Source organism: Pantoea sp. C2G6 (genome assembly GCF_051336815.1).
Taxonomy (GTDB): Bacteria; Pseudomonadota; Gammaproteobacteria; order Enterobacterales; family Enterobacteriaceae; genus Pantoea.
The window spans coordinates 230,739-256,081 of the sequence record NZ_JBGMNJ010000004.1 but is presented as its reverse complement, the minus strand read 5'-3'; the positions used below and the strand labels follow the sequence as shown (position 1 = coordinate 256,081).

At 55.3% G+C, this 25,343-nt stretch carries 20 protein-coding genes; 8 read left to right on the top strand and 12 right to left on the bottom strand.

The features are described from left to right. Positions 1-4: 4 nt before the first annotated feature. A complete protein-coding gene (pagP, locus tag ACCW71_RS08580) occupies positions 5-547 on the bottom strand; it encodes a lipid IV(A) palmitoyltransferase PagP (protein ID WP_436370795.1) in 543 nt (180 codons plus the stop codon). A gap of 485 nt (positions 548-1,032) precedes the next feature. On the opposite strand from pagP, the gene fhuE reads away from it, so the two are divergent. Beyond that, positions 1,033-3,219 carry a ferric-rhodotorulic acid/ferric-coprogen receptor FhuE gene (gene fhuE / locus ACCW71_RS08575; protein WP_436370763.1) on the top strand — a complete coding sequence of 729 codons (2,187 nt, stop codon included), beginning with the start codon at positions 1,033-1,035 and terminating at the stop codon, positions 3,217-3,219. Between the two features lie 103 nt (positions 3,220-3,322). On the opposite strand, the gene ACCW71_RS08570 is transcribed toward fhuE, so the two are convergent. The 10 genes from ACCW71_RS08570 to ACCW71_RS08525 form a co-directional block, all read right to left on the bottom strand. Continuing rightward, positions 3,323-4,108: an ABC transporter ATP-binding protein gene (locus ACCW71_RS08570; RefSeq protein ID WP_436370762.1), complete on the bottom strand. Its 786-nt coding sequence runs from the start codon at positions 4,106-4,108 to the stop codon at positions 3,323-3,325. A 33-nt stretch (positions 4,109-4,141) separates the two neighbouring features. Next, positions 4,142-5,860 (bottom strand): ABC transporter permease, encoded by a 1,719-nt coding sequence (locus ACCW71_RS08565; protein ID WP_436370761.1) that lies wholly within the window; start codon positions 5,858-5,860, stop codon positions 4,142-4,144. Between the two features lie 178 nt (positions 5,861-6,038). Further along, entirely contained in the window at positions 6,039-6,242 is a 204-nt protein-coding gene (locus tag ACCW71_RS08560) for a hypothetical protein (RefSeq protein WP_436370760.1), read from the bottom strand. Between the two features lie 542 nt (positions 6,243-6,784). Next, complete coding sequence (gene nudI, locus ACCW71_RS08555; RefSeq protein ID WP_436370759.1) at positions 6,785-7,210, bottom strand: nucleoside triphosphatase NudI; 426 nt, start codon at positions 7,208-7,210, stop codon at positions 6,785-6,787. A 206-nt stretch (positions 7,211-7,416) separates the two neighbouring features. Continuing rightward, positions 7,417-8,634, bottom strand: a complete 1,218-nt coding sequence (locus ACCW71_RS08550; protein ID WP_436370758.1) for an MFS transporter — start codon at positions 8,632-8,634, stop codon at positions 7,417-7,419. 57 nt (positions 8,635-8,691) lie between these two features. Continuing rightward, complete coding sequence (locus ACCW71_RS08545; RefSeq protein WP_436370757.1) at positions 8,692-11,052, bottom strand: GNAT family N-acetyltransferase; 2,361 nt, start codon at positions 11,050-11,052, stop codon at positions 8,692-8,694. A 1-nt stretch (position 11,053) separates the two neighbouring features. Then, the gene (locus ACCW71_RS08540; protein WP_436370756.1) at positions 11,054-12,346 is read right to left on the bottom strand and encodes a lysine N(6)-hydroxylase/L-ornithine N(5)-oxygenase family protein; all 1,293 of its coding nucleotides are present in this window, start codon (positions 12,344-12,346) and stop codon (positions 11,054-11,056) included. Between the two features lie 10 nt (positions 12,347-12,356). Then, complete coding sequence (locus ACCW71_RS08535; RefSeq protein ID WP_436370755.1) at positions 12,357-13,910, bottom strand: pyridoxal phosphate-dependent decarboxylase family protein; 1,554 nt, start codon at positions 13,908-13,910, stop codon at positions 12,357-12,359. Positions 13,911-14,433: 523 nt separating this feature from the next. Further along, on the bottom strand, positions 14,434-15,423 hold the full coding sequence (locus ACCW71_RS08530) for an aldo/keto reductase (protein ID WP_436370754.1): 990 nt from the start codon (positions 15,421-15,423) through the stop codon (positions 14,434-14,436). Between the two features lie 25 nt (positions 15,424-15,448). Then, the gene (locus ACCW71_RS08525) at positions 15,449-16,300 is read right to left on the bottom strand and encodes an aldo/keto reductase (protein ID WP_436370753.1); all 852 of its coding nucleotides are present in this window, start codon (positions 16,298-16,300) and stop codon (positions 15,449-15,451) included. Positions 16,301-16,577: 277 nt separating this feature from the next. On the opposite strand from ACCW71_RS08525, the gene ACCW71_RS08520 reads away from it, so the two are divergent. The 6 genes from ACCW71_RS08520 to ACCW71_RS08495 all read left to right on the top strand — a co-directional run bounded on the left by ACCW71_RS08520 (position 16,578) and on the right by ACCW71_RS08495 (position 21,667). Beyond that, positions 16,578-17,441, top strand: coding sequence for an arginase family protein (locus tag ACCW71_RS08520; RefSeq protein ID WP_436370752.1), 864 nt, complete (start codon positions 16,578-16,580; stop codon positions 17,439-17,441). A gap of 80 nt (positions 17,442-17,521) precedes the next feature. Further along, positions 17,522-18,094: a TetR/AcrR family transcriptional regulator gene (locus ACCW71_RS08515; RefSeq protein ID WP_436370751.1), complete on the top strand. Its 573-nt coding sequence runs from the start codon at positions 17,522-17,524 to the stop codon at positions 18,092-18,094. 539 nt (positions 18,095-18,633) lie between these two features. Further along, entirely contained in the window at positions 18,634-19,548 is a 915-nt protein-coding gene (locus tag ACCW71_RS08510) for a DMT family transporter (RefSeq protein WP_436370750.1), read from the top strand. 274 nt (positions 19,549-19,822) lie between these two features. Further along, a complete protein-coding gene (locus ACCW71_RS08505; protein ID WP_436370749.1) occupies positions 19,823-20,383 on the top strand; it encodes a non-canonical purine NTP pyrophosphatase in 561 nt (186 codons plus the stop codon). Next, positions 20,380-21,174, top strand: a complete 795-nt coding sequence (locus ACCW71_RS08500; protein ID WP_436370748.1) for an SIR2 family protein — start codon at positions 20,380-20,382, stop codon at positions 21,172-21,174. Before ACCW71_RS08505 ends, ACCW71_RS08500 begins: the two co-directional genes overlap by 4 nt. Positions 21,175-21,322: 148 nt before the next feature. Further along, complete coding sequence (locus ACCW71_RS08495; RefSeq protein WP_436370747.1) at positions 21,323-21,667, top strand: YebG family protein; 345 nt, start codon at positions 21,323-21,325, stop codon at positions 21,665-21,667. Positions 21,668-21,734: 67 nt separating this feature from the next. Here ACCW71_RS08495 and ACCW71_RS08490 read toward each other — a convergent pair whose 3' ends face one another. After that, positions 21,735-22,859, bottom strand: a complete 1,125-nt coding sequence (locus tag ACCW71_RS08490) for a Fic family protein (protein ID WP_436370746.1) — start codon at positions 22,857-22,859, stop codon at positions 21,735-21,737. A 516-nt stretch (positions 22,860-23,375) separates the two neighbouring features. Between ACCW71_RS08490 and ACCW71_RS08485 the strand changes: the two genes are divergently transcribed. Beyond that, the gene (locus ACCW71_RS08485; protein ID WP_436370745.1) at positions 23,376-25,316 is read left to right on the top strand and encodes a methyl-accepting chemotaxis protein; all 1,941 of its coding nucleotides are present in this window, start codon (positions 23,376-23,378) and stop codon (positions 25,314-25,316) included. The last annotated feature ends 27 nt before the right edge of the window (positions 25,317-25,343 follow it).

Below are 25,343 nucleotides of genomic sequence, written 5' to 3'. Positions count from 1 at the left end.
GCTGTCAGAAGTGGTAACGCAGCCAGGCAAAGTAAACGTTGCCGTTGTTGTGGGTGCCTGGGATATAGGTCATCTGAAAGTCCAGCGCGCCATAGCCGATGCCCGCCAGCGGCAGCACCGCCGGGACCGGAATATACTTCCAGTTATCACGGGCAGTGACACCCGCCGTATAGCCTACGCCCCAGTGAAACGCCTGATCCTTCAGCGGACGCCAGGTGGCTACCCAGCCATAGCCGCCAAAGGGTTCCCATTTATTAAAGGAATCCTTGAAGGCCATCAGGTAGATGCCGTTCCAGTTACCTTTTTCATCGTAGCGGGAGATGCCGCCGCCCGCGCCCCAGGGACGTTCGTTATATTTATCAATATGTTCCCGGTCATAGGTGGCGCGGTTGTGCCAGGTGATGGCGGGAAGATAGAAGTCATAACCATCCGGCTGTTGCCATGTGGTGGCGACCTTGTTGCTAAAGTCATCCCATCCCGTACGAATACTCTGTGAAACAGTGCCGGCCTGGGCCGGACAGACACTACAAACGGTCAGGGCAACCATCAGCGCGTTCAGAGTTGTTGTTCTGCGCATGTGCGATTTCCTGTGATAACTGGTGTTAAATAATGAAATAAAGTGCGAAGTCGCACATTATGGCATAAAAACAGGCAACTTTAGCTCAATGAGCGGTCTCTGCGCTTTTTTTTTAATTATTAAAATCAACTGAATTTATCCGCCTGCACCGCTCCTGATCCCACGGATAACCTCCGGCTGTTTTCTTCTTTTATTGCCGCTGATACGCCCATCTGGCCTGTCGCACAGCGCAGCAGACACTTTCCTGAAAAAATTCGCATAGTTTGCTGACAAATTGTTGCAATGATAATAGTAATGCGTATATTTCTCATTTGTTTTAAATAACTCTTCACACCCGCGCAGAGACGCTCAGGGAAAAGTTTCTGGTTCCTCAAACCATAAGCAGGGCAGCGATGTCCGCAGGGAGCATGGTCGTGACAGTGGCAAGATAAATCATAAAAAAGATTGAGGAATTAATGCGCTCTTTCACTATTCAGCCCTCCGGGAACAGGGGTGCGCCGCGCCCACTCCGCTACTCCTTACTGGCGACGCTTGTTGCCTCATCGCTGGTCCACAATGTCGCGAAGGGGGCCGATCAGACCATGACCGTCAGCGCCTCCGCCAGTGAAGCCGTCAGCTCCTCAGCTGAAACGGATTACAGCGTGCCGCTGACCCGCGCCGGTACCAAAATGCTCGGCACGGTGCGTGATGTGCCGCAGTCAGTCAGCATCGTCAGCAAGCAGCGCATGGCCGATCAGCAACTCCAGTCGCTGAACGATGTGCTCTCCAGCACCACCGGCATCCACGGCATCAGTAGTGATATGGATCGAACCAGCTACTATGCGCGCGGCTTTATGATCGATAACTATATGGTCGATGGCATTCCCACCGCCTTTGCCGCGCGCTGGAACCTCGGCGATGCGCAGACGGATATGGCGCTCTATGAGCGGGTGGAAGTGGTGCGCGGCGCGACCGGGCTGTTAACCGGGCCCGGTAATCCGTCAGCCGCGGTTAACATGGTGCGCAAACACGCAGAGAGCAAAGAATTCGGCGGGACGCTCTCCGCCAGCTACGGCAGCTGGAATAAACAACGCTATGTCGCCGATCTCTCCGCTCCGCTCAGTGAGTCGGGCAAGGTGCGCGGACGAATGATCGCTGGCTGGCAGGATAACAACAGTTTCATCGAGCGCTACGGTGCAAAGAAGCAGTTTATCTATGGCGTGGTTGACGCCGATCTGACCGACGCCACCACGCTGTCGGTGGGCTATGAGTTCAGTCAGGTGAATACCGACGGCACCATGTGGGGCGGCGCGCCGCGCTGGTACACCGATGGCACGCAGATTCACAGCCGCCGTGGTTACAGCACCGCGCCAGACTGGGCCTACAACGATAAAGAGAACCGTAAACTCTTTGTGAATCTGAAGCAGGATTTCGACAACGGCTGGAACATCACGCTGAACGGCACGCACAACGAGATGCGGCTGGACAGTAAGCAGCTCTATCTTGATGGCTTTTTCGATCGCAACAGCGGGGCGGGTTACTCCTCTTATGCGAACTATCCGGTGGTGGGCGGCACCGGCTACAACACCGGTAAACGCAAAGTCGATGCGGTGGACGCATTCGCCAGCGGCCCATATCAACTTTTGGGTCGCCAGCATGAGCTGATGGTGGGGGTTAATTACAGTCGCCAGGATAATAAATATTTCAGCACCTTTGAGAACATCTCTTCGGCGTCGCTGGGTAACTTTAATGATTTCAACGGTGACTATCCTGAATCCGCCTGGACGCCGCGCCAGCCGGCCAGCGACACGCAGTTGGTTCGTCAGAAATCGACCTACATGGCGACCCGCCTGTCGCTAGCCGATCCGCTGCACCTGATTCTCGGCGCGCGTTACACCAACTGGGATCGTGAAACACCGGGCGGCGAAATGGAGAAAAACAACGTTACCCCTTACGGCGGTCTGATTTATGACTTTGCGGAAAACTGGTCTGCCTATGCCAGTTATACCTCGGTGTTTCAGCCGCAGGATTACCGCGACGTCAGCGGAGCCTATCTGTCGCCGGTTATCGGTAAAAACTACGAAACGGGGTTGAAAGCGGACTGGATGGACAGCCGCTTAACCGCCTCGATTTCGCTGTTCCGCACTGAACTGGATAACGTTGGCGAAGCCACGACCCAGACGGTTCAGGGGTCAGGCGATGTCGCCTATATTGGCCGTAAAGGTGTGGTAAGTCGTGGTGTGGAATTTGAGGTCAATGGCGCCTTAACCGACAACTGGCAGCTGACCTTTGGCGGCTCGCGCTACATTGCGGAGAACCGCGATGGCAGCACCTTCAATCCGCAACTGCCACAGACCAGCTTTAACCTGTTCAGCAGTTATCGCCTGCCCGCGCTGCAACAGCTGACGCTGGGCGGTGGGGTGAACTGGCAGACCCACGTCTGGACTGATGTAGGCGGCCCGGAAGGCAATGGCGTCTGGCGCGCGCGTCAGGGCAGCTATGCGCTGGTCGATCTGTTTGCCCGCTATCAGGTGAACAAAAATCTGTCGTTACAGGGCAACCTGAATAACCTGTTCGACAAAGAGTATGACACCAACGTAGCCAGCTCAGTGGTCTATGGCGAACCGCGCAACGTTTCGGTCACCGCCAGCTACACCTTCTGAGGATCACTGCCGCGCAGACCCGCTTTTCAGAGCAGGGATGGGTTAACCGGGCGAAAAAAAAGCCCTGCCAGCGTGGCAGGGCTTTATCACGTCAGAGAGGGCATCAGGCTAATGCGGCGGCTATCCTGCGGTTCAGCGTTTCACTGATCGTTTCCACATAGGGCTTGATATTCTGCGCGTTGCGCTCGGCGGCCGGAATCTCTATCTGGAAGCGATCGGTAAGGGTGCCGGGCGTCCCGGTCATCAGCAACACGCGATCGCTGAGCATCACCGCCTCTTCTACATTGTGTGTGACCAGTACCATCGCCTTTGTTTTAATTTTCCGCGCCTGCCATAAGCTCATCAACTCCTGACGTAACTTATGGCCGGTATAAATATCCAGCGCTGAGAAAGGCTCGTCCAGTAATAACAGTGCCGGTTCCACCGCCAGCGCACGGGCAAAGCCAATCCGTTGCCGCATACCGCCGGACAACTCTTTTGGCCAGGCGTCCGCGTAACCGGAAAGACCAATCAGATCGATCATATCCACGGTCCGGCGTTTCACCTCATCGACAGGCAGTCCCTGCGCCTCTAAGCCAAAGGCGATATTGCCCGCCACGGTGAGCCAGGGGAACAGTGCAAATGACTGAAAGACCATACTGGCGTCAGGACAGGGCCCGGTGACGGGCAGATCGTTACACACTACCGAACCGAATGTCGGCGCTTCCAGCCCGGCCATAATGCGCAACAGGGTGGATTTGCCGGAGCCCGACCGCCCCAGCAGCGCCACGATCTCATTTTCATGGACGTTGAGGTTAATATTTTCCAGCACCTCAACGCTCTGCTTCCGATCGCGGCAAAAGGATTTAGCGACGTTTTTGATTTCTAACACAGGATGTAAATTTTTCATGGTTCATGCTCTCTGAAATAGTTTTCTGAACGATCAGTCAAATTTGAAGCGGGTTTCGGCATAGCGATAGAGCGGCTGCCAGATAAAAATCACGCACAGGGCAACCATGAAACACATGGCGAGACAGCCGAGTGCCGCTTCAGGATTGAGTCCGGCGTCGGTGGTGGTGGAAATAAACGCGCCCAGCCCTTCGGTCTTCAGGGTCACGCTTCCCCAGTTAAGAACTTCAGCCGCGATAGCCGCGTTCCACGCCCCGCCCGCGGCAGAGATAATCCCGGTGACGATATAGGGGAAAATGGCCGGCAGAATATATCTGGTCCACCACATGATCCCGCCGACCCGGAACATCCGGCTGACATCGACCATCTGGCCAGGGATCATCGACGCACCAGCAATAACGTTAAACAACACATACCATTGCGTACCCAGCATGATCATCGGGATGGTCCAGCCATTCAGATCCTGATGTGAGGTCAGCAGAATGACGGTAATAATCGGATAAAAGACGTTGGACGGAATGGCCGCCATAATCTGAATAACCGGCTGGAACAGACGGACCAGATTGGGTCGCAATCCAATCCAGACACCCAGCGGGGTAAAAATCACAATGCTTAACAGCATCGCGGCGATAACCCGGCCCGCCGTCAATCCCATCCAGGCGGGCAGGTCCGGTAAGTACTGTAATGGCAGGTAGTGCCACAGCCAGTGACCGAAATAGAGGCAGCTCACCGCGATAGAGAGATACCACAAACCTGACCAGAGCCAGTTCAGGGTCGCCAGCGCGGTAAACAGGCGATCCAGTTTCAGGCGATACCAGGCTTTTGGCAGCACAAACAGCCAGAAATGACTTAACAGCGCGCAGAGTTTTCCCAGAAGATGGCCGGTGGCGGAATTCGCCAGGCAGGTGTAGAACCAGGAAGCGGGCTTTTTGCTGTCAGTGCTATCTTCATATTTGAGCTGGCTGGCGTAGCGCACCAGCGGGCGGAACAGCAGTTGATCAAACAGCACGATGTTAATCACCAGCGCGAGCACGCCCCACAGCACCGCATGAACGTTACCCTGATCGATGGCGCAGCCAATCCAGGAGCCGACGCCCGGCAGATTGACGCTGTTGTTGCCGATAGTCAGCATTTCAGAGGCGATCAGCGCAAACCAGGCGGCAGACTGGGAAACCATGGTGTTCCACAGCAGGCCGGGGACGGAGTAGACAAACCCCACCCGCCAGAAGCGCTGCCAGGGATTGGCGCGAAAGGCGACGGCGGCTTCGTTCAGCTCATCGGGCACTACCCGCAAAGTCTGATAGAGCGTCAGCATCATATTCCATGCCTGTCCGGTAAAGACGGCGAAGATGGCCAGCCCTTCCAGCCCCATCACGCTGTGCGGATAGAGTCCGAGAAAGAAAGCGGTGGTAAAGGTCAGGAAGCCGACCAGCGGCACCGACTCCATAAAATTCACGAACGGCAATATGACTCTGCGCATCGCCAGGAATTTCGCCGCCAGCACACCAAATATCAGCGTAAAGATCATCGAATATATTAAACCGATGCCTAAGCGCATAGTGGTCCGCAAGGTATAGTAGGGCAGTAAATGGTAATCAAGAGCCAGATCAGGCAGCGACTCACCGTTAAAATAGAGATGCATTCCCTGCCAGCCATAAATAAACGCCGCCAGCAGTGAGGCCAGAATAGCGATGACGATTATATCGTTCAGGGCAAGTTTATTCCTGATGGAATTATTTTTCGCTTGCTGCATAAATTAAATCCTCGAAGAGCCTGTTCCATAAGCGGCTCAGCAGAAAAGATCACAATGCGCAGAGATAAACCGCGCGTTGCGAAAGAGAGAATTATTATCTCTGACACCACCTGAAAAAAAAGCCGGTTACTGAGCTTCACGCTCAGGTGGCGTCCGATGTCTGAAGACACTCTTTTCCCTATGGAAGAAGAGTATCTATATGTGATTTGATGGCGCGCTGGCGATTGTTTATCAGCTGTTTTTTCAGTGATAAAAACAGGCGGCGCAGCGCTGATTTCAGCGTCACCCTCTCCGCTGCGGATTCACGCCGGGCCGAATCACAGGCAGAGGAGAAAGGCATCATATTGATTGAAGAAGGCAGATATAATAATTTAAAAAACATAGTTCACCCCGACACGTTATGTATCGATATAAAGATAATCACGCCCTGTGGGTGGGCATGGTGAGCTGATTATCTCTATCGATCATTGTCGGGAGATAATCAGGGTTAAGTTGTTCTTCCCGAAGGAGGTTCATCGTTAAACATACTGATCCTCATCTGCTGTTAATTTATATTCATGCACACAGTACCACAGCGAAACTAAACACAATCTACACCAGCGCGCTATTTAACCAGCGGGTTAGCGGAGTCCATAAAATTTAAAATTCTGAGGTGAGGGGACTGGCAGATCTTTTTTTTCGCTGAACCTGAAAACTCAATATTATCCTTTGCTGTTGCGGCCCGGGTGTTGCACCAGCGTTATTAAAGTTTGTGGGGCAGGCGGTTGAAAAATTTCTGCTGCTCAGATAGTCACTCTGAAGTCAGCAGGAAGCGTGACCGTACTGCGTTCGGGGAACTGAAGATCATTACCCTGAACGCAGCACTTCACTTTAAAATGGACCTTCCCGCCGTTGATGTTGGGCCTCGCCGCGGGAACTGGCGCTTTAAATAAGCCCTTTGTCAGTAAACGTCATGCGTGTCGCGTCATTCAAATCCATGTTTTTCAAGGCGTCCGGTTTTACCCAGATAATCTCCTGAAATTCCTCGTTGAATGTGATTTGTCTGTTGGCACTGACGCAATCAAAGATGAGATAAATCATATAAATCTCTTCTGTGGTGCCATCTGAATAGGTTTTGGTTCTGACATCATCACGAAATGTCCACGGCTGAATCGCCGTCAATTGTAATTCCGGGCCTAACTCCTCACTGATTTCCCGCCTGAGTGCAGCTTCAATGGTTTCGCCAGGCTCCATTCCGCCACCGGGTAGCGCCCATTGTCCTGGGAAGACGCCCCGATCTGAGGCCATTTTACACAGCAAATATTCACCCTCATTCTGAATAACCGGGCACACGATGACTCTCTGTCGCATTGCTGATCCTTTTTGCTGTTGAGTGTTTGCTTAGGCTGCATTAACGGGCTTTACCCGTTGCCATATTACTGGCCGCCGAGTATAGCCATACTGAAAACAGGGTTATCGGTCAGCGATCACGTTCCGATGCAGGAGCAAAATAGCGCTGACAGCGCCCTTGCGGTAGCCGGGCTGCTCTGTCAGCGACGTTATTCCCCGCCCGGCACTCAGCGGCGGCGCTGACTTTCACGCAGGAAAGCGATCACCAGGCCCAGCCACAGCAGGCCGCAGAAGAGATTGATCAGGCTGAAACCGCCATTGCCGTAGCGGAAGTAGGCCGCTTTGGTCGCTTCAATGCCCAGCGCGATCACCAGAATACTCACCATGCCCAGCATGGCGGCCACGCTGCCTTTGCCAGCCTGGCTGGAAAAAAGCGTCATGCGGTAGAGTCCGGCGCTGACCAGCCCGGTGCCGAAGCCGTAAAGGCTAAGCCCGGCGGTCAGCCACCCGTAACTGTGCGGATCGACCAGGGTGGCGGTTGCCGCTATCGCCAGCCCGGCGATCACCGGCCCGATGCCGAGGCGTATCGGTTGCTCAATCGGCAGACGGCCCGATAACCGGCCCAGCGTCAGGTTGCCCGCAATCATCGCGGCAAACACCGGCAGCTGTAACAGCGCATAGCTGATGCGACTCAGCCCCGCATCCTGGATCAGGATCACCGGCGACAGCGCCACCCATGCCAGACAGGGAACGGTCACCAGGCCGATGGCCAGCGAGCCGCCTGTCACCTGACGATCCCGCAGCAATGCCGCGTAGCCGCTGAGAATGGACCTCAGCGACAGCGATTTCTGCCGGTCGCCCGCGGTTTCGGGCATGGCATACCACAGACCGGCCAGCGCCAGCGCTGTCAGTGCGCCAAACAGCCAGAACAGAGTGCGCCACTCGCCCACCGCAAGAAACGCCGCGCCCGCCAGCGGACCGGCCAGTGGGGCCAGCAGCGCCACGTTCGCCATCAGCGCCATCATCTTAATACTCAGCGACTCGGTGAACGCCTCCTGTACCGTGGCATAGCCGACCGCACCGATAAAGCAGAGGCTGATGCCCTGCATAAACCGCAGCAGGACAAACTGCTGAATACTTTCGACCCAGTGGGTCGCGACGCAGGAGAGCATAAAAAAGGCCGCGCCACAGAGCATCACCGGACGCCGCCCGATGCGATCAGAGAGCGGACCAAGCAGCCATTGCAGCAGAATGCCCCCGGCCAGATAGGCGGTCAGCGAGGTGGAGACCCACTCCGGTCCGACCCTGAACTCAGCCGTGACCAGCAGCATACCGGGCTGGATCATGTCATGGGCGAGGTAAGTCACCAGCTCAAATAACACCAGCGAGAGAGGAAAGATCAGATGCCGGCGGGTGAGTTGCGCCGCCGGTTGAGAAAACATCATGATGAGAACCCTTAAAAAAAGCGGCCGCCGCAGCGACCGCATCACAAACAGCCAAGGCTAGCGCCAGCGGGCGATTGGGTTGTCCAGCGTCCCGGCGAACTTCAGGTTTTCGGCGGGATCGGCAAGATTGATCATCTGCTGATTATTCGCCAGTTGCAGCCGGTTCAGACAGGAGCGGGTAAAGGTCGGCGCGAAAATGTCATAGCGAGCGAACTTATCCGCTAACTGCGGATGCGCCTGCTGGTAGCTTTTCACGCACTGCGCCACCGACTGCCAGAACTCCTCTTCCGGCAGCGTTTCTGAATGGTGCAGAATCGCGCTGATAAAGCGGAAGATACAGTCAAACACATCGGTAAAGATCGACAGCAGCTTGAGGTTTTCCGGCACATCCACCGCCAGCCGCTGCACCCCTTCCGGCAGCACCGCGTCCGGGTCCATCACCGCGATCTCTTCGCCAATATCTTTCATAAAAGCGCTGACCGGCACGTTATTCTCCAGCAGCATGATCAGGTTCTCCCCGTGCGGCATAAACACCAGGTCATGCAGATAGAAACAGTGCAGCAGCGGACTGAGATAGCACTCCAGATAGCGCTCTACCCACTGTTTCGCCGACAGGCCAGAGTCGGCGATCAGCGCGGGCAGCAGCGCCTGCTGATGGTGATCGACATGCAGGAAGGACGCCATGGTCATCAGCCGCTGGCCCGGTTGCAGGCTGGCCGCAGGATTATCGCGCCACAGCGCGGCAAACATCTTTTTATAGGCGGAGTCGCCGCTGATCGCCTGTTCATAGTAGCGGTTGTGATAGCCGACCGCGGCCACCTCACGCAGGATGCGGAAATCGCAGCGCTTCAGCCACGCATCTCCGGCCACCAGCTGCGCCAGCCACTGGTTTATCGCGGGAGTGGTCGCCATATAGTAGGGCGACAGGCCGCGCATAAAGCCCATGTTCAGCACCGACAGGGCGGTTTTCACATAGCGCTTTGAGGGCTGGCTGCGGTTGAAGAAGGTGCGGATAGACTGCTGCGCCTGATAGGCATCCCCCCCAAAGCCCAGCCAGACAATATTGTGACTGGCAATATCCGCCGCGAACACCGTCAGCAGCTTGTTCTGCCACTGCCACGGATGGACCGGCATCAGGATATAGTCCCCGACCGCCAGCCCTTTACCGAGCAACTGGGTATGGAACTGCTCCAGTGTCGCCTCACCCAGCTCATCGCGCATCAGCTGTTCATAGCTGAGATCGCTGAGGCTGGAGAAATGCGCATTGCGGCGGTGAACCGCTACCCAGCCGAGGTGGACCGGGTTGGCGGCTTCCGGGGCGTAAGCCAGATAGTCACGCGCGTCAAAGCCGATGCGCCCGTTATTGGCGACAAAGCAGGGATGCCCCTCGGTCATCGCCGCTTCCACCGTCTGAAAATCAGCTGACACCAGCGCCTGACTGTCGGGATTGTTCTTCTGTAGCTTGTAGACGCTGCTACAGAGGGTGCTGCTGATCTCCTCCATGTAAGTTGCCAGCAGCGTCTGAGGGATGCCGATCTCTGCTTTGAATTCGACGATAAACTGCAACGCATCCAGCGGCAGCGCGTGTCCGTTCTCCTGCTTGTGCAGTGAGGCAACATCAATGTCCCAGTGATCCAGCGCCAGCCGCGTCGCCCGGAAGTGATAGCTCGCCTCACCGCCCGGCACCGCCAGCCGGTAGCTGCCGTCGTCACTCTGCTGCGGAGTGATGATTTTTTCGTGCGAGAACTCGGCGAGGGCTTTGCGGATCAGCAGACGGTTAGCCTGCGCCCAGTGGTCGCCCGTCAGATGCGTGCCGTCCAGCAGTGAAGAAGGGGTGTTCATAGTCTGCGACTCCTGCAATAACGCATGTTGATAATCTTCCCGCTGGCAGAAGGCCAGCCAGGCGGTTTTATGGCCCATGTCGATGGTGTGCTGATAACGGAAACCGGCGCGTTTATTCAGCCGGTGGATTTTGTCGTTGCGCACATCCGGCTCGACCACCACGCGGCGCACCTCTGGCCGACTGAACAGGTAGTCCATCACCAGGGTAAAGACCTGCCAGCTGAAGGCCCGGATCGGCTGACTGGCGGGCGCAATCAGAATGTGCATGCCGTAGTCATCCGGTGCGGCAGGGTAAAATTTGCCGACCTCATCGTTACAGGCGCGATAGCACTCAATCAGGCAGATCGGCTGCCCGTCGCAGCAGCCAATCAGCGCCGCGTGCGGATCGGCGGCGGTCAGCGTCTGATAAAAGTCAGCCACCTGACTCAGACTCTGCTGCTGCATTCCCCAGAAGCGGGCGTAATCGCGCGTGACCCAGCTGTGGATCAGTGGCGCATCCTCGGGGCGCATCGCTCTGAGGGTAAACAGCCCCGCCGGACGGGTGGCGCTGAACAGCGTTGGTGTTGGTGAATTCATCTCAGCGCTCCGATTTAGCCGGGAAGGTCTGGAAGGCGATCTGCCGCTCGATGGGGTAGATCTCCCGTCCGGTCAGTTCGCGTAACAGCACCGAGTTGCGGTAGCAGGCCATGCCGAGATCGGGCGTGACAAAGCCGTGGGTATGCAGCTCCGCGTTCTGGACGAAGATCTGATTGTGGTAGTCGATGCTGTAGTTACGCTGAACGTCGTAACGCCCTTTCTCATCCCAGCGCAGTCGCTGGGTGATGCCCTCCAGGAACATCGGCGGGCGATAGTGGTAGCCGGTCGCCATCACCAGCCCTTCGGTATAGCGGGTAAAGGTGCAATCCTGCTCCTCCTGATGCAGCGTGAGTTCGAATTTCCCCTCCGGCAGCCAGCGCATCGCGGTCAGAGCAGAGTGGGTAAAGAGGTTAACGTCCAGCTCTCCGTCGAGCTGTTTGACATACATCAGATCGTAAATCTCGTTGATCAGGCTGCTGTTGATCCCCTTATAGAGATTTTTGTGTTTTGCGTTCAGCTCATCGCGGGTGGTGGCGGGCAGGGCGTGGAAATAGTCGACCCACTCCGGCGAGGTCATCTCCAGCGTCAGTTTGGTGTACTCCAGCGGATAGAAACGCGGTGCGCGGGTGATCCAGTTGAGCTGATAGCCAAAGCGATCGATGTCGGTCAGCAGGTCGTAGTAAATCTCCGCCGCGCTCTGGCCGCTGCCGAGCACGGTGATGGAACGCTTCTGCTGCAACTCCGCTTTGTTCACCAGATAGTGGCTGGAGTGGGTCAGGCGCTGCCGGTGCGGCTGGCTGCACGCCGGCATCCAGGCGGTGGGACCGGTGCCGAGGATCAGATGGCGCGCGAGGTAAGTTCGCGGCTGATGGCTGACGGTGTCAGTCACCTGCACACGATAGACCCCGGACGCCTCATCGTAGCTGACATCATCGACGTGGCTGTTCCAGCGCAGATTAGAGAGGCGCGAACTGGCCCACTGGCAGTAGTGGTTATACTCTTTGCGCATCAGGAAGAAGTCTTCCCGGATATAAAAAGAGTAGATTTTGCCCTTCTGCTTCATGTAGTTAAGCAGGCTGTAGGGACTGGTGGGATCGGCCAGCGTCACCAGGTCAGCCATAAACGGCGTCTGCAAATGGGCGTTATCCAGCATCATGCCGGTGTGCCAGTCAAATCCCGGATTCTCATCCAGAAACAGACCATTCAGCCCCTCAACCGGCTCACTCAGGCAGGCCAGGCTCAGGTTGAACGGGCCAATGCCGATGCCAATAAAATCGTAAACAGGATTCGTCATTTCAGCGTCCTCACTGCTTCGCCGCGCTCAGCGCAGAGGCCCGGACCTGCTCGCGGCCATAATGCGCAATCAGCCCGATGACCTCTTCAAGATCGGCGGCGGTGGTGGTGGGATTTAACAGGGTAAATTTCAGATACTGGCGGCCATCGACTCTGGTACCGGCAATCACGGCATTACCGGAGCGGAACAGCGCTTTGCGGATCGCGGCGTTGATCTCATCACACTGCGCCTCGCTGGCGTTTTTGCCCGGTACATAACGGAAAATCTGGGTGGTCAGTTCCGGCGCGTGCAGCACCTCGATCGACGGATGGGCGCTTAACAGCTGGTGGGCGGTCTGGGTCAGCTGCAACAGGCTATCGAAAGCGTCGCCCAGCGCGGCCGGACCCATGATCCGCAGCGTCAGCCACATCTTCAGCGCGTCGAAACGGCGGGTGGTCTGAATGCTTTTATTAACCAGATTGGGCGTGCCCTCCTGCTGGGCGCTGAGCGGATTCAGGTAATCCGCATGGTGCGTGACATGCCGGAGATTCTGGCTGTCACGCACGAAAAAGGCGCCGCAGCTGACGGTCTGGAAGAAAGATTTGTGGTAATCGACCGTCACCGAATCGGCCAGCTCAATACCGTTGAGGCGGTCGCGATGCTGTTCAGAGACCAGCAGCCCGCAGCCATAGGCGGCGTCGACGTGCATCCACAGCCCGTAGTCGTCACAGAGTCGGGCGATGGCTGGCAGCGGATCGATACTGCCAAAGTCGGTAGTGCCGCTGGTGGCGACCACCGCGATCGGGATCAGCCCCTCATCACGGCAGCGCGCAATCTCCTGCGCCAGCTGCTGCACATCCATGCGGTAATCTTCATCATGATCGATGGCAATTACCGCGTCATAGCCCAGCCCTAAAATCGCCATCGATTTCTGGATGCTGAAATGGCTGAGTTTTGAGGTGAACACCCGCCATTTCGGGGCGCTCTCCGGCAGGCCGCGCTGTTTAATCAGGTGCCCCGGATGATGCGCCGCACACCAGCTATCGCGCGCCAGCAGCATCGCCATCAGGTTGGATTGGGTGCCGCCGCTGGTGAAGATCCCATCTGAACCGGCTGGCAGACCGATACGGCCCAGCGTCCAGTCAATCACCTTCTGCTCAATCAGCGTGCCACCGGCGCTCTGATCCCAGGTGTCGACGGAACTGTTTACCGCCGCCATTACCTGCTCGGCCATCAGCGAGGGCAGCACCACCGGACAGTTGAGGTGGGCCAGATATTTCGGATGATGGAACCAGACGGCGTCACGCAGGTAGAGCTGACTTAACTCCGCCAGGGCGGCGTCGTTATCGCCCAGCGGTCGATCGAGATCGACATCTTTGAACTGGCCAGCAAGCTCATGGGGCAGAATACCGCTGAACGGTTTCTCAACCCCGTTGACGGTGCGGGTTATCAGGGCCAGCACCGCCTGAGTCTGCTGCGACCAGGCCGCCAGCTGGCGATCGTTAAAGATCGCCGTTTCAGCATCGCAGGCGTTCGGGACAGGCGCGATAGGGCGCGCCGGTTGAGTGGATGAGCGTAAAAGCATATTCAGTTCCTGTGCTTAAAACCAAAGACGCTGCCGATGCAGGATCGGCAGAGTTGGAAATCCGCTCAAAAACTCCAGTACACATTAAGTAACCTGAACAGACGAAAACCCCGGCCAGCGAATGGCTAAGCGCTTTCACCTTAAAAAATCGAAATCCCGCATATAATTTGTGGGTTCATGCCTTTATGGCACGCTGTTATAATAAGATGCGATTGTAAATGTTAATCATTATCATTCAAATGATTTGTTGTTAAAAGCGTTGCATAAGCATGTCTAATGTCGAAAGTGTGATTGTGATCACGTTTTTTCGGGACGGGGTTTGTCAGCAGCGGAGGGGTGAGGTAGTTGCGCAGTGGGTATAGCAGGGCAGGAATCGATCTGCTTTTTGTGTAGAGGAAAGTCAGGTAACGGGCGCTGTAACCGACGTCAGCCCCATCGCACTGCGGCGGTGAGTTCGGGACTAAGCGTGATTTGAGCTGTTTTTGCCACGGATCGGCAACTGCGTTACCGATCCGTTGGCGGGTTAACGGCCGACGCGCGCCTGATGTTCCGGCGAATAACGCGCACCCACGATCTCTATCGTGTCGATTGCCTCGGTAATTTGCCGTAAATCATGCTGAGAAAGCTTAATTTCAGCGGCACCCAGGTTTTCCTTCAGCCGGTGCAGGCGGATGGTGCCTGGGATTGGAACAATCCAGGGTTTCCGAGCCAGCAACCATGCCAGGGCGATTTGCGCGGGCGTAACCCCTTTTTCCGCCGCCAGTTGCCCCAGTAAAGCGACCAGCTTTTCATTGGCTTCAATTGCCTGCGCCGCGAAACGGGGCACTTTGCTGCGGAAGTCATCGTTACCGAACACGGTTCCAGCCGTGATAGCGCCGGTCAGAAACCCTTTGCCAAGTGGACTGAAGGGGACAAAACCAATGCCCAGCTCCTCCAGTAAGGGCAGAATTTCCTGTTCAGGTTCGCGCCACCACATGGAGTATTCGCTTTGCAGCGCCGTCACCGGCTGCACCGCATGGGCACGACGAATGGTTTGCGTACCCGCTTCGGAAAGGCCGAAATGTTTAACCTTGCCTTCGGCGATCAGATCTTTCACTGTGCCTGCGACATCTTCAATCGGCACCTCTGGATCGACCCGGTGCTGATAGAGCAGATCGATGACATCGGTTTTCAGACGTCGCAGCGAGCCTTCCACCGCCTGACGAATATGCTCCGGGCGGCTGTTTAAAATCTGCTGCTGGTTGTCGTCGCCGAAGGTAAAGCCAAATTTGGTGGCGATGACCACCCGGTCGCGCAGGGGTTGCAACGCTTTGCCGACCACCTCTTCATTCAGATAGGGGCCATAGACTTCAGCCGTGTCGAAAAAGGTGACACCCTGCTCCGCAGCCGCGCGGATCAGCTCAATCGCCTGCTGAGTATCGGTCGCCGGGCCATAACCGTGGCTCAGCCCCATACAACCCAGCCCGATAGCGGAGACTTCAAGCCCCGATTTTCCCAGATAACGTTTTTGCATGCAGAAAATACCTCTCTGTGGTGGGTTAAATGTCCATTTTGCGGCCAGTGAGCCACTCGACCATCGCCGGATCGCGATGGCTGAAAAATGCGCTGGTAGCGGTATCCAGGGCGGTGATCTGCAACATATCTTCCGCACTCAGTTCAAAGTCCAGAATATCGATGTTCTCTTCCATCCGTTGCCTGCGCACGGTTTTTGCCAGTGACACGATGCCGCGCTGGAAGATCCATCGCAGCACAGCCTGACCCACGCTTTTGCCGTATCTGAGGCCGATCGTCGTTAACACCGGATGCTCAAACAGACCCTGTCTGCCCTCAGCAAACGGCGCCCACGCTTCCGGCTGGATGCCCCGGCTTTGCAGCCACGGCGCGGCGTGCAGCTGCTGGTTAAAGGGATTGACTTCAATCTGGTTCACCGCCGGCGCGATGGTATTAAAGGCAAGCAGATCGGCCACTCTGTCAGGCTGGAAATTGCTGACGCCAATGGCGCGAATTTTTCCGGCCTGCTGAAGTTCCTCCATGGCACGCCAGGCACCGTGAACATCGCCGTAGGGCTGGTGGATCAGGTAGAGATCAACGTAATCCAGCTGGAGCCGGTTCAGCGATCGTTCGAACTGCGCTTTCGCGCCCTCGTAGTGCGCATCCTGCAACCAGAGTTTGGTGGTGATAAACAGTTCGTCACGGGCAATACCACTCTGTTTCAGGGCGTTGCCTACTTCTGTTTCATTCTGGTAGGAGGCCGCGGTATCGATCAGGCGATAGCCGGTTTCAATCGCATCAAGCACCGCTTTTTCGCATCCGGCGCTATCCGTCATCTGGTAGACACCGAAGCCCAGCAGGGGCATTTCAATCCCATTGTTGAGTTTTACTTTTTGCATGACGCTCTCCTTCAGCGGTTATGTCGCCTCAGCATAGCGTCGGATGATTTATTTGATTAGATAGGGTAATTAGCTAGGGCTTATTAATTTCATTCATTAATCGCGATTGGCCTTTATCTGGCACTCCCGCTTGCGTCAGTAACCGATGCCACCCATAATGAATGAACGATCATTCATTATGGGTGGTGCTCTGATTATTCAGGTTATGCTTTAGCGTATGCGAAGCAGGACCGTACAGGGGCAGATCCCGCTCTATCACAACTCTGACAGGCAGCAAATGACCATGAAAACACTTCGGCTTATATTCCCTCAGTGGCAGGGCGGAGATAACCCACCTTATCACCTCGGCTCTCTTCTGCTCTCCTTCCTCGCACCGGAAGCAACAGGGCCAGTGGAGCAGGTTCCCGTCTCTTTGCCTGGCCCTGATCCGCTGACGGAAGTGGAGGGCATTACCGGTAAGCCTCAGCTTATCAGCCAGCTGAAGGAGGCCGGGGCACTGATTGCCAGTCATGATCCTGACGCACTGGTGGTGTTAGGCGGTGACTGTCTGGTTTCTCTGGCGCCCTTTGCGCATCTGTTGCAGAAATACCGGGATAAGCTGGGCGTGCTTTGGATTGACGCTCATCCTGATGTACAAACTGCCGCGCAGCATCCCGATGCGCATGCCCATGTGCTTAGCGCCTTAATGGGGGAGGGAGACCAGGATTTAGTGGAACATGTACCATACAAACTCTCCCCGTCAAAGGTGATGATAGCGGGCATTCACTCCCCGCTCACCTATGAAGCGGATTATCTCTCCAGCCATCAAATTGCTACCTTAACCCCCGAACAGTTGAAAAATGACGCAAGTGAGATTACTGAATGGATTGCCCGGGAGAACATCGAATATCTGGCTATCCATCTTGATCTGGATGTTCTGGACCCGACGTTGTTCCGTTCTGTGCTTTTTGCCCGGCCAGGCAGAGGCGAGCATGACTTCGGAGACGTAGCCGAAGGGAGGTTGACCATTGAGGAGGTGCTCAGACTGATTAATCAGACGACCGCTAAAACAGAAGCGGTTGGCCTTACGGTGGCTGAGCATCTACCCTGGGATATGCTGAATCTGAAGAACCTGCTCAGCGCGTTGCCGCTGATGACGTAACCACACCGGTTGTCGCCTGGCTGGTCGCTGGCGTTAAAGCGCGGTAAAGTTCCGGTAGAGATCCATAACTTAAGGCCGTCATGTTAAAGGACACTGAAACTTACCATAAGCTGATCACCGCCGCCGCTGCCTGTTTTGCAGAAAAGGGCTTTAGTGCAACCAGCGTGCGCGAAATTTCCACCCGTGCCGGTATCAGCCAGGGAGCAATGTATACCTACTTCAAAAGCAAAGATGACTTGATACGGGCTATCGTGCAGGAAGAGCAACATTCAGCGTTGGCAGCGCATGAACAACCCTATAGCGGCTCCTGTTTTGATCGTGTTTGCGAGCAGGTAGCGTCCTGTATCAGCGATGTGGGTTATCCGGTGACGCATCACCTCTGGGTTGAGATAATGGCTGAGTCAGCCCGCAACCTGGAGCTGCAACAGGCGTTTATCAGCAGTGATAAGATCATGCGACAGAGTCTTGCCAGGATGATAGAGAACGGCATAACCGCAGGGGAGTTCCGGCAGGAGATTAATCCTGAAGAAATCACTATTGTCCTGTTTGCTTTCATGGATGGCCTGATTGCCCGTAAGGCGATTAATCCCCTGTTTTCCTTCAGCAGGGATGTGCCGATGTTCAGGGATTTAATGGGGAAGTTACTGAAATAACGGCTTCGATGGTTTGCCAGTAAGTTTGTCTCTTAACGCATTATCAAAGGCACCGCTGCTGTTATTATCGCGGTGCTCTTTTCAACATTCTCCTCACAGGGGTAGGTTATTACGCCTGAGAATTAATTGATATTGTAAATATATTCCCGCGCAATAATGCATATTTTTACTCTGTTAATTATGAAGTTAAATAATCAGCGTGCCTTTATCCTTTAACTCTCAAAGAGGCTGTAAACATAAAAAACACATTCACCAAACAATATTAATACATTTCATTTTTCTTAATGAGATCGGGTTGACAGAATAAAACCAGGTGTCGATAGAATAGTGACACTACTGCGTGATATGTATCACATAAAAACGCGCATAACGCTCTTATTCTGTTTCCGGCCTGCGGGTAAGAACATGGTTTAACCCGTTATAAGCGATGCTACCCTCTTTTTCCTCTGTACCCATTGCTTATAGAGTCTCTTATCCAGAAACCAGGCAAGTAGCCCGGAGACCTTCTCCGGGCCTTTTTATGTAAAAAGAGGTGATGTGTGGCCTATTTACTGCTGGCTCTGGCAGCAATTTTCTGGGGCGGTAATTATGTTGTCGGGCATATCCTGGTTCAGTATGTCGATCCTTACGGCCTGAGCCTTATCCGCTGGGGAGGGACGACCCTGCTGATGCTGTCGTTATACTGGCGGCGGTTTTGGCTTGATTTCCCGGCTATGCGAAAAAATATCGGTATCAATACCTTATTGTCATTGTTAGGTCAGGTGAGTTTTCCATTAACCTTATATATCGGGCTTCAGTACACCACCTCACTGAATGCTGCTATCTATATCTCCAGCACACCATGCCTGGTGCTGCTGATTAACCATTTTATCTTCAGAGAAAAAATATCCTCACGAAATATTATTGGGGTTATAGCCAGCACGGCAGGGGTTCTCTATCTGGCTTTTTCCAGTGCGGCCGGAAGCAACTCTCTACAGACATTTGGCTGGGGTGATCTCCTGACCATAGTTTCTGCGCTGAGCTGGGCTTTTTACTGCGCGTTTTTACGCCTCAAAAACAGCACGGTGAAAAATACCTCCTTCGTCGCTTTCAGCTCTCTGACTGGCACGCTGATTCTGGTACCCATGTTCGGTCTGCACGTCGCCTTTTCACCGGAATACCGGGGTATGATCTATTCGGTTTCGCCATCGGTTATTGCTGGCATTCTCTACCTGATTATCTTCCCTTCCTGGCTTTCATACGTCTTCTGGAATAAAGGGGTTTCCATGATAGGTACGACCCGCAGTGAAATTTATACCCATCTTATTCCGGTTTCGGGAGGGCTTATGGGCATCGTTTTCCTGGACAACGAGCTAAAAAGCTATCACCTGATTACGCTGCTACTGATTGTGTCTGGTATTGTTTGCTGTTCAGTAAGAAAGAAAGCCACGCTCAGCCCGCGCCAAATGGAATAATCATCCGCTGACAGGGTTTTGTTAATGTCCCTGTCTCCCGGCCCGTCGTCGGGCGAGCGGGCAGGTTAAGCGGCTGAGCCAGCACTGTAACGCCCGATCCAGCTGTGGCCTTTACGATGTCATGCTGACGTCAGCGACGACAGGGCTATTCCCATCCGCAGGCCGCCTGCTGAAGACGGAATTGGACTACACTCTCCAGCGTTAGTGCTTTATCCTGCCCGCCTGTTGCCGTTAAAACCTCACTACGTGGCGGAGTCATTAAACTGGAAGCCCCATGAAAATCAGATTCCTTTCTGCCAATGAGCAAAAACTGGCGGAGGTACGCAAAATACTTGAACCCGTAGGGGTCGAAGTACTGCCTATCGCCCGTCGCATCGAAGAGATTCAGACTGAAAACGAGCTTGACCTGGTGCGCGACAAACTGACCAAAGCCTTTTCGCTGATTGGACGGCCGCTGTTTGTGGAGCATACCGGCCTTTATCTGGATGGCCTGAACGGTTTGCCCGCGGGGCTGACCCGTATCTTCTGGAACCGGCTGGATGCCGAGCGCTTTACCGCGCTGGTGCAGGGGCTCGACAGCCAGGCTGTCACAGCCAAAACGGTGCTCGGCTACTGTGATGGTCGCAAAATGTACCAGTTCTCAGGTGAGCTGCGCGGCACCATTGCGGCAAAACCGGCCGGTACGCGCGGTTTTCAGTGGGATTGCGTGTTTATCCCGGAAGGGTATGAGCAGACATTCGCAGAGATGGGTGAACTCAAGAACGAGATCTCGATGCGGCGTATTGCGCTTGATCGCTTCGCCACCTTTTTAAAGACCGCACGGGGAGTGGCATGAAACCTGAACTTAAACGCGCCTATGATTCCGGCAAACTAATTCTGTTTGCCGGAGCCGGGATTTCACGCAATTTTGGCTTACCTGAGTGGCATGAACTGATTGCCCATCTCGCTCACGAGCTGGGCTACGATCCGAAAATTTTCAACACCTACGGTACGCATCTCTCGCTGGCGGAGTATTACAAACAGAAAAAAGGCTCGCTGGGCCCGCTGCGCAGCTGGATGGATCGTGAATGGCATCGCCCCGATATTGATGTCCGTACCTCTGAAATTCATACCATGATCACCCAGGGTAACTTCTCGCGTATCTACACCACTAACTACGATCGCTGGCTGGAAGCGGCGCACGACGCGCATGGCGTGCCCTATTACAAAGTGGCGAACGCCGCCGATCTGGTCTCGCTGACGGAAGACAAGCGCCATATCATCAAGCTGCACGGTGACTTCGATGATGACACCTCTATCGTGCTCGATGAGAGCAGCTACTTTGAACGCCTCTATTTCGACTCGCCGCTCGACATCAAACTGACCCATGACGTGATGGGCAATTCAGTGCTGTTTGTCGGCTACAGCATCAGCGATTTCAACATTCGTCTGCTGTTTTATCGCCTGACCAAAATGTGGAGCCGTACCGGACTGGCCACTGCCCGGCCAAAATCGTACCTGTTCACCAATCGCAATAACCCGGTGGCAAAAGAGGTGCTGGGACAGTGGGGGATCGAGGTCATCGTCTCGGAAGAGGACGATCCGCGTAAAGCGCTGGCGACTTTTCTGGAAGAACTGCTGGTCTGATCCGCTCACCCGCGACGAAGCAGAAAAATAAAAAAGCCTGCGCCCGGATAAGGTTACTCCGCACAGAATGGATAAACTCCAATCTCTGCTGGCAAAGCATAACCGGCATGATATACTGTATGTATACACAGTACCTGAGGGCGAAAAGATGGCTGTTGAAACAAAATTTGTAGTAGTCAGAAAGGGTGAAGAGAAGATGACGTTTGCCAATAAGAAAGAGGCGGATGCCTACGACAAAATGCTCGATATGGCCGAAGCCTTCACTGACTGGCTGTTACAGCATCAACCCGCGCTGGAGGAGTCTCAGGCGGAAACCCTGGGCCTGCTGATCGCTGAGCAGAAAGAGGCGGTTCAGCATATTCTGCGCACCAGCAAGCTGCCGGAAGCGGCGGTCACGGCGAAGCAGCAGCCTGAAGCCGTCGCTGAAGATCGCAGCGATGAACCGGCGGAAGAGCCTGCCGCGAAGAAAGTCCGTGCGGTTAAAGCAGCCTGATTGACCTGACGCCGGAAGCGATCCTTCCGGCGTTGCTGTATCTTCCGCCGTTGCCCACCGATTGCGGTTACGCTTCCCCGCTGTTTACCTGATACCGGGTGCTTCTGCCGCCGCCTTCCAGCCGGTAAAGACAACCTTTTTCCACCAGGTCAGCCAGATGGCGGGTGGCGGTGGCTTTACTCACTTTCGCCACCTTCTGATACTGGCTGGCGCTGATCCCCGCTTCGAATCCCTGCTCACCGCCATCTAACAGCCGGTTAAGCACTTTTATCTGCTCCTGACTCAGCCCGGTCCCCTGATGCCGCAGCCAGAAGCGCGCTTTGATCTGCGTGCGATCGATGATGCTGATCGCCTGTTGCAGGCTCTCATCCAGTCTGTCCAGAAACCACACCAGCCAGCCGGTGATGTCGAGCCCGCCTTTTTGCGTCTGCTCCAGAATGCGGTAGTAGTCTGCACGCTGCGCCAGGATGGCGGGCGACATCGCATAGAGCCGGATGCTCTGACTGTCAGCCTGCGCCAGCGCCAGATCGGTCAGTGCGCGGGTAATACGGCCATTGCCATCATCAAAAGGGTGCAGGGTGACAAACCACAGATGGCAGATGGCGGCGCGCAGCAGCGGGTCGAGCATCACATCCTGCTGGCTGCGGTTGAACCACTCAATAAAAGCGGCCAGCTGCGATTCCAGCCCGGCGCGCGGCGGCGCTTCAAAGTGCACGGTGGGCCGATCGATCCGCCCTGAAATCACCTGCATCGGCTCGCTGCCGCGCAGCGTACCGACGCTCAGGCGCTGCACCGTCCATTCATCCGCCGGGAACAGCCAGCGGTGCCACTGATACAGACGCTCCAGCGTCAGCGGCTGGCTGCGGTTATTGATGGCATCAAGCATCATGGCGGCCAGTCCTTCTGAGCGATCGGACACCGGATAGGGCTGATCTTCCGTAACGCCTAACCGGCGCGCCAGCGATGAACGCACCGACTGCACGTTGACTCTCTCCTCTTCGATGGCTGATGAAGAGAGGATATTGCTGAGCAGGGTATCAAGCGTCCGCGCCTCATCATCGCTTTGCAGGCTGGCGCGCCCCAGCAGCAGACCTCGCTGCTGTTGTAAATGCCGCAGGCGCGGCAGAAGTGCCGCCTCCTGCCAGTGAAAATCAGGCCAGCCAGCCTGTTGCCAGATCCAGTCGATATACATATTCGGCTCACAGAAAGAGAGATGAGCCGAATAATGGTGCGTATTCGGCTCACATAATGAGCCGATAGTAGCGGATTATCGGCTCACAGGCTAATGCGGCGGGCAAAAAAAAGGACCCGAAGGTCCTGTTTACTTAGCGGGAGAACACCATAAAGGTGTCTGAATAGTAGTGAATAATCCAGGCAACATAGACCAGCCAGATAATCACCCCTGCTGTTAATCCTGTTTTACCAATCATTGAACTTCTCCACTTCAATAAGGGCCTGCGGCAACGGTTTACATAAACTGACAGGAGTAGGGGGTGGTCGTGTTGTTTTAGATCAAAAAAAGCCAGTTCATTACCGCTGTGTTAATCCTTTCGCGATCAATGTTACTGATAAGTGCTAATCAGGGGTTCCTGCTCTCCCTGAACGGAGAGGTAACTAAAGTTCAAAAAAACGCCGCCGATAGATGATCTCAGGAGCAGCGTAACTACAAGGCGGTAATTGAAGAGGGTAATTTCCGGGGGAGAACACTATGGCCAGTCAGTTAAAATATAAGAAAAAATTGAGCACCCGTGCGCAGATGCTGATTATGGGTGGTTTGACCATTATGCTGGGATTTACCGTGACTATCGGTGTCCTTAGCTGGCAGTCAGCAAAAGAACAGAAGGTACTGGCAGAGAATTATCTGCAACAGATTGCGCAGAGCCGGGCCCTACAGGTGCAGCAGGAGCTGACTCATGCACGCGATGTGGCCAATAATCTCGGACAGAGCGTGATCGCCCTGCCGCACGCCGCTATCAGCGATCGCAAAGTGGTCGATAAGGTCATGGAATATGCGCTGCGCGCTAACCCTGACTACCTCTCGATGTCGGTGACATTTGAACAGAATGCGTTTGATGGCCGCGATGCCGAATTTGCCAAATTGCCGGGTGAGGCACCACAGGGCCGCTACGCCTGGTTTGTGGATCGCGACACGGCGGGCAACTACGTTATGCATCCGTTAGATTCCTACCTCACGCCAGGTGATGGGGATTACTACCTGATCCCGCAAAAAACGCAAAAAGATACCCTGATTGAGCCTTACAGCTACGCCTATAACGGCGTCCCGACGCTGCTGACCTCGGTCGCGGCGGTGATTTTCGAGCAGGGTACGCTCAAAGCGGTCGTCACTTCTGATATTTCGCTGGCGTCACTGCAACAGAAAGTTAATCAGATCAAACCCTGGCACGGCAGCGGCTATGCTTTGCTGCTCTCGAATGGCGGAAAGGTGGTCTCATCGCCGGTTAAGGATGAAGCCGGTAAGCCGTGGAAAGGGCAAACCGACAGCTTTACTTCACGGGTGGTTCAGCATTTTGACGCGGTACTGGGTGAAGAGGCGTTAATCACCTGGCAACCGGTGGTGATTGGCAATAGCGATAAACCCTGGTATCTGGGAGTGGTCGCCCCGGTGAGTCAGGTAATGGCCGCCGCCAACCGACAGCTTACCTGGGCTATCAGCCTGATGGTGGTGAGTATTCTGCTGGTCGGGGCGGTGCTGGGGATGCTGTTCAGCCGCAAAGTGCTGCGGCCCATCGGTGGTGAGCCCATTGAGGCGGCCAGCATTGCGCTGGCGGTTGCCGAGGGCAAGCTGGATAACGCGATTGCGGTTAAACAGGGCGATCGCAGCAGCCTGTTCTTCGCCCTGCAAACCATGCAAAGCCAGCTACGGCAGATTGTCGGACAGATTAAAGAGGCCAGTGAATCGGTGCGTCAGGGCGCAGGCGAGATTGCCAGCGGCAACCTTAACCTGGCTTCACGCACGGAAGAGCAGGCCGCCGCGCTGGAGCAGACCGCAGCCAGCATGGAGCAGATCAGCGCCACTGTCCGTCTGAATGCCGACAACGCGCAGCAGGCGACCGCCCTGACAGAGAACGCCACGCATATCGCCAGTCGCGGAGCCTCGCTGGTGGGGCAGGTGGTGCAGACCATGGCGCAGATCGATGACAGTTCGAAAAAGATCGGCGACATCACCACCATGATCAACAGTATCGCCTTCCAGACCAATATTCTGGCGCTGAATGCGGCGGTGGAAGCGGCGCGGGCGGGCGAACAGGGCCGTGGCTTCGCGGTGGTGGCGTCTGAAGTGCGTAATCTGGCACAGCGCAGCGCTAACGCCGTGAAGGAGATCGCCGCGCTGATCGAAGAGTCGAGTATGCGGGTCGAAAGCGGTGTCCGGCTGGTCAACGACGCCGGTAAAACCATGGAGGAGATGACGCAGGCGGTGAACTCTGTGCAGGGAATTATCGGGGAGATTGTCTCTGCCTCGGATGAGCAGGCGCGCGGTATCTCGCAGGTGACGATTGCCGTTAATGAAATGGATGGCACGACGCAGCAGAACGCCGCGCTGGTGCAACAGATGTCCGCCGCGGCCAGCTCGCTGGAAGATCAGGCGCAGCAGCTGTCGCAGACGGTGGAGCAGTTCCATCTGGCGTAAAGCGCAGAGATCGTCCAGGTCGTTTTT

What these genes read in the sequence shown, in the direction of transcription:
- pagP (WP_436370795.1), bottom strand. Translation starts at nt 547, where the DNA reads ATGGTTGCCCTGACCGTTTGTAGTGTCTGTCCGGCCCAGGCCGGCACT.
- fhuE (WP_436370763.1), top strand. Translation starts at nt 1,033, where the DNA reads ATGCGCTCTTTCACTATTCAGCCCTCCGGGAACAGGGGTGCGCCGCGC.
- ACCW71_RS08570 (WP_436370762.1), bottom strand. Translation starts at nt 4,108, where the DNA reads ATGAAAAATTTACATCCTGTGTTAGAAATCAAAAACGTCGCTAAATCC.
- ACCW71_RS08565 (WP_436370761.1), bottom strand. Translation starts at nt 5,860, where the DNA reads ATGCAGCAAGCGAAAAATAATTCCATCAGGAATAAACTTGCCCTGAAC.
- ACCW71_RS08560 (WP_436370760.1), bottom strand. Translation starts at nt 6,242, where the DNA reads ATGTTTTTTAAATTATTATATCTGCCTTCTTCAATCAATATGATGCCT.
- nudI (WP_436370759.1), bottom strand. Translation starts at nt 7,210, where the DNA reads ATGCGACAGAGAGTCATCGTGTGCCCGGTTATTCAGAATGAGGGTGAA.
- ACCW71_RS08550 (WP_436370758.1), bottom strand. Translation starts at nt 8,634, where the DNA reads ATGATGTTTTCTCAACCGGCGGCGCAACTCACCCGCCGGCATCTGATC.
- ACCW71_RS08545 (WP_436370757.1), bottom strand. Translation starts at nt 11,052, where the DNA reads ATGAATTCACCAACACCAACGCTGTTCAGCGCCACCCGTCCGGCGGGG.
- ACCW71_RS08540 (WP_436370756.1), bottom strand. Translation starts at nt 12,346, where the DNA reads ATGACGAATCCTGTTTACGATTTTATTGGCATCGGCATTGGCCCGTTC.
- ACCW71_RS08535 (WP_436370755.1), bottom strand. Translation starts at nt 13,910, where the DNA reads ATGCTTTTACGCTCATCCACTCAACCGGCGCGCCCTATCGCGCCTGTC.
- ACCW71_RS08530 (WP_436370754.1), bottom strand. Translation starts at nt 15,423, where the DNA reads ATGCAAAAACGTTATCTGGGAAAATCGGGGCTTGAAGTCTCCGCTATC.
- ACCW71_RS08525 (WP_436370753.1), bottom strand. Translation starts at nt 16,300, where the DNA reads ATGCAAAAAGTAAAACTCAACAATGGGATTGAAATGCCCCTGCTGGGC.
- ACCW71_RS08520 (WP_436370752.1), top strand. Translation starts at nt 16,578, where the DNA reads ATGACCATGAAAACACTTCGGCTTATATTCCCTCAGTGGCAGGGCGGA.
- ACCW71_RS08515 (WP_436370751.1), top strand. Translation starts at nt 17,522, where the DNA reads ATGTTAAAGGACACTGAAACTTACCATAAGCTGATCACCGCCGCCGCT.
- ACCW71_RS08505 (WP_436370749.1), top strand. Translation starts at nt 19,823, where the DNA reads ATGAAAATCAGATTCCTTTCTGCCAATGAGCAAAAACTGGCGGAGGTA.
- ACCW71_RS08500 (WP_436370748.1), top strand. Translation starts at nt 20,380, where the DNA reads ATGAAACCTGAACTTAAACGCGCCTATGATTCCGGCAAACTAATTCTG.
- ACCW71_RS08495 (WP_436370747.1), top strand. Translation starts at nt 21,323, where the DNA reads ATGGCTGTTGAAACAAAATTTGTAGTAGTCAGAAAGGGTGAAGAGAAG.
- ACCW71_RS08490 (WP_436370746.1), bottom strand. Translation starts at nt 22,859, where the DNA reads ATGTATATCGACTGGATCTGGCAACAGGCTGGCTGGCCTGATTTTCAC.
- ACCW71_RS08485 (WP_436370745.1), top strand. Translation starts at nt 23,376, where the DNA reads ATGGCCAGTCAGTTAAAATATAAGAAAAAATTGAGCACCCGTGCGCAG.